The organism is Dyadobacter sp., from assembly GCF_051859145.1.
Lineage (GTDB): Bacteria > Bacteroidota > Bacteroidia > Cytophagales > Spirosomataceae > Dyadobacter.
Window position 1 is genome coordinate 3,609 of record NZ_JBHYGF010000118.1, and the last position, 6,750, is coordinate 10,358.

The window sequence follows — 6,750 nt, forward strand, 5'->3', positions numbered from 1 at the left end:
GCTGAGAATGAAGGGAAAAAGCTGTACTGCTTGTTGCCGGTGAATTTGGAAGAACCATCGTAGCGGCCATTTGCCTCAAAAAGGTATTTTTCCTGATAATCATAATTAACCCGGCCAAAAAAGGATCGGAGGCCATATTCTGCGTCGTTTCCGGCATTGCTCTTCGTGCCGTCGTTTGCACCCTGACCAATTGACCCGATATCATTATTATAAAAACGCTCACGGTAGGCGGACAGGAAAGTTTGGGTATTTCCAATCTGTGAGTAGCCCACCAATGCTTTCAGGTTATGATCGCCAAAGCTTTTTTCGTAATTCAGCAAATTGTTGATCGTGTACTCCCGCAGGCTGTTGCGGACTTCCGTCAGGGAATTGATCGCTACCGTCCGTACGATGTTGGTATTCTTGTCTACGTTGGTGTACGAATTGGTAAAATTCTTTTGTGAAACAAAGGTACCCCGCCCGGCGATCTGCGTCGAGAATGTAAGTCCCTCCGCAATGTCGAAATCCGCTTTGAGATAACCCGCGAGGTAATCCGTATTCTGGCGTGACTGGCCGCCGATTTCGTTGAACATCAGTGGATTGTTTCCCTGCGTGCTCAGGCCGTAAGTACCGTCAGGATATTTGGGGACAGCCCACAAGGTACCGTGGAAGAAGTTGTTCAAAGGCTGCGGGTTATTGCTGTTATTGTTTACGGTCGGGTTCAATGCGCGGCTGTACCGGTAATTGATATCGCCGCTCACGCGCAGCCTTTTGGAAACATCATAGTCCGTATTCAGCCTGAATTCCCCGATGGTGTTGGAATAACCTGCAATTACACCCTCCTGATCCTGGTACCGCGCGCTCAGTCTGGTACGGATCACATCATTGCCGCCGGCTACCGAGATCGTGTGGTTTTGCTGCGGCGCAGACCGGAGCATGGTTTCAAACCAGGTATTCGGCAGCGGATATTTCTGGCGGTCGGTTGCGTTCACATAAGCCTGAATGGATTCCTCCGTAAAACGCGCCGGCAAAGTCACGCCCGCATTGGTGTAAGCCGCCACCTGCTCGCGCATATAAGCTTCAATGCCCATCATTTTGGGTACGTTGTTCGACTTCTGGATCGCGTAGTAGCCGTGGTAATCGACCTGTACTTTGCTTCCTTTCGCCCGTTTTGTCGTCACAAGGATTACACCATTGGTAGCCCTCGATCCGTAAATCGCCGTGGAAGATGCATCTTTCAGTACCGAAACAGATTCAATATCGTCAGGGTTAATGTCGCTCAGCCGCTGCTCAATGCCATCTACGATCACCAGTGCATCATTTTTACCCAAATCAAAACCGCTGGTGCTGCTTCCGTTGATGTTGAAAGTGGTGATACCGCGGACGCGAATGTTGGTGTTTGACTTACCCGGCGAACCACCCTGGTCGAGCACGGTTACCCCCGGCATCAAGCCCTGGAAAGACTGCTGAATGTTGGAAACCGGCCGCCGCGTGATCGCCTCGCCGCTGATCTGTGACACGGAGTTGGTCAGTGCATTCCGCTTCTGCGTACCGTAACCCACCACCACGAGCTCTTCGAGCTGCCTGGTATCGACTGCGAGTTTCACATCCACGATACTGCGCCCGCTCACAGCCACCTCCTGCGTAATGTGCCCGATCGCGGAGAGAACGAGGGTAGCCTCGCCCGGCGCGTTGATTTCGTACTTTCCATTCGCGTCCGTGGCAGTTCCGGTGAGCGAATTTTTGATGACAATGCTCACGCCGGGTACCGGCAGATTGTCGGCAGCAGACGTAACTGTTCCTGTTACGGACGCATTTTGTGCAGCAGCATTCATTGCAAAAAGCACGAACGCAGCCAGCAGGATTTTCACTCCGGGGTACAGCTGTTTTCGGGATAGATTTTGATACATAAAAAGTGGGAAATAGAGGTCAGCGCCTTGTGTAAAGGCAGTTCATGTTAGTGGTTGTTTTAAAAATTCATTAAGCAGTATACTTAGCCTATTAATTTGGTAGACAAAGTAAAGTACAGTATTCTGAACAAGCAACCTGTTTGTAATGAATTCCTTGAATAAGCCCCTAATCCGCGGATTGGTTATAAATAATGCGGTTAAAGTTCAATGAGATAGGTTGTGCGCTGACCGGCTTTTTACAAAGTTTGCCGGGCTAATACCAGTGTGTCAAATGCAACGTTTAGATGCAAATAATACCTCAATGATTTGTACCCTGGCATTTTATCCAAATTAATGCTCTAAATTTGGACGAAATACAAAACATTTGTAAACCCAATTATCGTCGTAATTCTTCTAAATGGCTTTTTTTGATCATGTGCTGCAAACGCCTTCCTACGGCTGGGAGGATGAAAAGGGAGAATTGATAAAGCCAAGCCCGCGGCAGATCCTGCGCGAGTTTTTTGCGAGGTTGAATGTGGTGAAGGACCGTAAAAACTGGCTGTCGTTTTTCAGCTGGGGAAGAGTGTTGCTGCTGATGCCGTTTTTCTTTCTGTTTGTTTTCAAGTTTTTCAGTTTGTGGATGCTCGCTGCTGCATTTCTGTACAGCATGATCATCATGGGTACCCACGGAACCATCTGGCACCACCGGTACTGCACCCACGGCGCCTATAAGTTCAAAAATTCTTTCTGGCGCTTTTTTACCAAAAACCTGACGGTATCCGTCGTACCCGAAGAGATTTACGCCATTTCCCACCACGTACATCATTTGAAGTCCGACCAGCCCGGCGATCCTTACAATGCGAGCGCCGGGTTTTTATACTGCTTTCTTGCAGATGTGAACCACCAGCCGATCGCCAAAAATTTGAGTGAAGCCGACTACCAGCGTGTTACAAAGCTCATGGAGCATACCGGGGTAAAAGGAAATACATACCAGCAGTACCTGAAATGGGGATCTTACGTCAACCCGGGCGACGCGGTGGTTAACTGGCTTTTCAACTGGTCGTTCTGGTACCTGGCATTTTACCTGATGGGCGGGCACGCGCTGGCTTGCACGCTGTTTGGGGCAGCCGGATTCTGGGCGATCGGTGTGCGGACTTTCAATTATGAAGGTCACGCAAAAGGCGAGGACAAGCAGCGGCCGGGTGTTGATTATAATACAAAAGACAAATCCATTAACCAGTTGTGGCCGGGTTTGGTAGCAGGAGAGTGGCACAACAACCACCATTTATTTCCGCAAAGCGCGCGCAGCGGTTTCAAGCCCCACCAGGTTGACCTCGCATTTTATTATATCAAAATGATGCGCACACTTGGCGCGGTAAGCAGCTATAATGATTCAAAGCAGGTTTTTTACGACCGTTATTACAAGCCGGTCAAAAAGGAGGAACACGTACATTGATTTGCGCTCTTTCTTACTGACGTTTATTGGTATGGATGTTTAGCAAATTTGATGTCGCCAATGCAGCGGCAGCTAGAATCTTGGCTAAAATCCAGACTATGACACCCGTTATTGCCCGCAATTTCTTCTTCAATTCACAACAGTTCAGGGGCTTTGTCCTCTTCACCGTGCTTTTGCTGCTCACCGGCACATTGCCGCTACTGGCACAAAAGCCTGCGGAAAAAGAAACCCCCAGTGTGGTAATACCGGACACGCTGCTGTTTAAGATTGAAAATGCGCAGGCGGTGATCACGCAGATCAATGCAGCTAATAAGAAGGGTTACGGAAGTGCTGATATCAGGCGTGAGCTGGGTGTGGCCAAAACAAATGTGGCGCAAATTCAGGAGGCGGTCAAAGTCGAGAAGACCGCACCCGACAGTAAAAGCCTGGCTAATTACCGGCTAATGCTCACCGATATACAGCAGAAAACAAGTGCCTGGCGCAAGCAGCTTTCCCGCTACAATGCCGAGCTGCAAAGTATGTCGTCTTCGGTCATCGAGTTTGGCCGCGATTCACTGCTCACGATCGACAATGGCGATTCGACCCAAAAAAAGCTGTACAAAGGCCAGATAGGCGAGCTGAGGCGTAAATTGCAGGAAGCTGGGGAGACGACGACGGCCAACCTGGACACCGTAAGTAACCTGCTCGCCGATGTTTCGGAGGTTTATTTCGCAGCCAACGATCTGAGTGGCACGATCAACGATTACATTAAAGAGTCAGGTAAAAATCTGCTCGGACAGGAATCAAGCTATATCTGGAAAGCCCGCCAGAAGGACAGCTCCGACAATATGAACCGGCTGATCAAAGTGTCTTATGCTGGTCAGAATAAAGTTTTAAGGTATTTTTTGCAGTCTACCTGGGACAACCGCGTGTTTTTGCTGCTGCTTTGCATTGGCTTTTTTGCGTGGATTTACATTAACTTCAATTTTGCAAAAAGCGCCAGGCTGAGCAAGGATGTAGGTCCACTCGATTTCAAGTTCATCGGACATAAACCTTTCCTGGCGACGCTCATTTTGCTGTTCAACATCACGCCGCTTTTCGAGCCGCGTTCGCCTTCTATTTACATTGAGCTCAACCAGTTTCTACTGGTTATCACACTTACATTCTTCTTCCTGAAAATGCTGCCGCGCGAGCAGCTTGCGTGGTGGTTTTCGGTCATCGTTTTGTACCTGCTCACGGTTGGAGCCAATGTGGTTGTGGATGGATCTTTTCTGCTCCGGTTTGCATTTCTCGGGCTGAGTGCGGCTTCTATTGCATTTGGATGGTGGTTTTTCAAGATTGTTAGGAAGGCAAATCTCGGCGAAAGGTTGATCAAACCGGTTGTCATTATCTACATTATCCTGCACGTACTGGCAATCCTGCTCAATGTTTTCGGGCGGCTTTCCCTGGCCAAAGCATTCAGCATAACTGCGATCAGCGGGTTAATCCAGGTGGTGAGCCTGACCGTTTTCGTGCACATGCTCACGGAGGCACTCGACTTGCATATCCGCGTGAGCACAGCTGCAAAAATGCTCTTTTCACGCGTCAGCGCGCAGCGTACGCGATTGTATTTTCAGCGGCTGCTGCTGTTTGTTTCCATTGTGCTCTGGCTGATGGTTTTTTGTATCAACCTCAATATCATCGGTGCGGTATTCGACTTTGCATTACAGATCCTTGAAAAAGAACGGACTTTCGGCAGCGTGACATTTACCCTCGAAAACGTGCTGTTTTTTGCTGTAACGATCTGGCTTGCCAACAGCCTGCAAAAGAATGTAGGATACTTTTTTTCCGGGCACGATGTCAGCTTTGCGGCGGATTCGGGACATAAAGGTTCCAAGCTTGCATTGATCCGGCTGCTGATTATCGTGGTGGGATTTCTGATTGCCATAACAGTCTCCGGCGTGCCGCTGACCAGGATCACCGTACTCCTTGGTGCATTGGGCGTCGGTATCGGGCTGGGTATGCAGAACATTGTGAACAATTTCGTATCCGGTATTATCCTGATTTTCGAAAAACCATTCACAATCGGCGACTATATTGAACTGGCGGATAAAAAAGGCAAGGTGCTCGATATCGGAATCCGGTCAAGCCGGATGCTCACTCCGCTGGGCTCGAAAGTAATTATTCCAAATGGCGACCTGCTCTCCGGCCGGCTGGTCAACTACACCACCAGCGATGCCCGGTTAAAGGCCGAGATCACATTCAAAATCAGCATTGAAGCGGATATAGAATTGGTCAAGAAAGTGATCCACGATATTGTGGACAATGCGGAAGGCACGGTCAAGAACGCGCCACGCCAGATCCTCTTTAATGCGATCGCAGCGGATAACATCGAGCTGAAAATCCTGGTCTGGCTGAATGATGTGTACCAGGAAACGACATTCAAAAGCTACGTTCTGGAACAAACGCTGATCCGTTTCAAGGCAGCAGGAATCAAGATCATGTAGCCTTAACCCAGCTCAAAGCGCCTCGGCGCAGGAAGTTTTTTCCATTGCCTGTGTAAAGAGCTGGGCTAGCACGTCTGATAGGTGCAGCAAATGCAGCAGGGAGATCCTGATCTTGTTGGGCAAAATACCGTAGTACTTTTTAAATGCGGCCGTGAAGTGGGTTGCATTCTTGTAGCCTGCACGCTGCGCGATCTCGGCTACCCGGCTGCCGGGTTCTTTCAGCATTTGCATCGAAGTTTCCATTCTCAGATCGTGCAGGTAGCCGAATACCGGCTTTCCGAAAACTTCCTTGAAATACTTTTTCAAACTGAATTCATTGGTGCCTACCTGGTGTGCCAGCTCCCGCAGCGACCAGGGCTTATCGAGGTTTTCTGACAATATCCTGCGCGCCAGATGCATTTTTTCCTTGTCTGATTCTTTCAGGTTAACCGAAATGTCAGGTACGGGCAAATGTTCGTATTGCTCAAACTGGAATGCCAGCAGCTCGATTACCTTCGCTTTGATGAAAAGACTTTTGTAATATCCGCTGTAAGTGCAGTTAAGTATTTCAAAGAGCGACGAAACCATTTTGGTCGTGAGAGGGAGGTTCCTCCTGAGCATGAATGCAGGCAACGATTTGCTGATCCCGCTCCTGAAATGCGTGCAGATCGGGTGAGAGGCCGGCAGGTTCTCGAAGAAAAATTGCGTATCCAGACTGATCGCGAAAGCTTCAACTTCCCCTCCGGGCTTCCACTGAATTATCAAATTCTTGTCCGGTAGCAAAAACAGGTTATGCTGCTGCGGCTTGAAGCGCACGAAAGGTTTGGAAGCAGTTTCCTGAAAATAAGTGGCTACACCCTGCATACAAAACAGCATTTGTACCCGGTCACCCGCGGAATGAACCACAACCGGACCTTCTGAATGCACCCGGAACTTACCATACCAGATGTAAAACGATTTTGAAATGAACTCCCTGCCTGCA

4 protein-coding genes are annotated in these 6,750 nt (G+C 49.1%); 2 read left to right on the forward strand and 2 right to left on the reverse strand.

Translation table 11 applies throughout. The features are described from left to right. A partial coding sequence (locus ACTIE6_RS08605) for a SusC/RagA family TonB-linked outer membrane protein (protein ID WP_439556249.1) occupies positions 1-1,889 on the reverse strand: 1,889 nt, incomplete at its 3' end. Positions 1,890-2,286: 397 nt separating this feature from the next. Here ACTIE6_RS08605 and ACTIE6_RS08610 point away from each other — a divergent pair. After that, positions 2,287-3,324, forward strand: a complete 1,038-nt coding sequence (locus tag ACTIE6_RS08610) for a fatty acid desaturase (protein ID WP_439556250.1) — start codon at positions 2,287-2,289, stop codon at positions 3,322-3,324. A 98-nt stretch (positions 3,325-3,422) separates the two neighbouring features. Then, positions 3,423-5,789 (forward strand): mechanosensitive ion channel family protein, encoded by a 2,367-nt coding sequence (locus ACTIE6_RS08615; protein WP_439556251.1) that lies wholly within the window; start codon positions 3,423-3,425, stop codon positions 5,787-5,789. A 12-nt stretch (positions 5,790-5,801) separates the two neighbouring features. On the opposite strand, the gene ACTIE6_RS08620 is transcribed toward ACTIE6_RS08615, so the two are convergent. Next, positions 5,802-6,750: helix-turn-helix transcriptional regulator (locus ACTIE6_RS08620; protein ID WP_439556252.1), on the reverse strand; the 949-nt coding region annotated here is incomplete at its 5' end.

Bases quoted from the DNA above. Each gene is read 5' to 3' on its own strand.
- ACTIE6_RS08615 (WP_439556251.1), top strand. From the start codon at position 3,423: ATGACACCCGTTATTGCCCGCAATTTCTTCTTCAATTCACAACAGTTC.
- ACTIE6_RS08610 (WP_439556250.1), top strand. From the start codon at position 2,287: ATGGCTTTTTTTGATCATGTGCTGCAAACGCCTTCCTACGGCTGGGAG.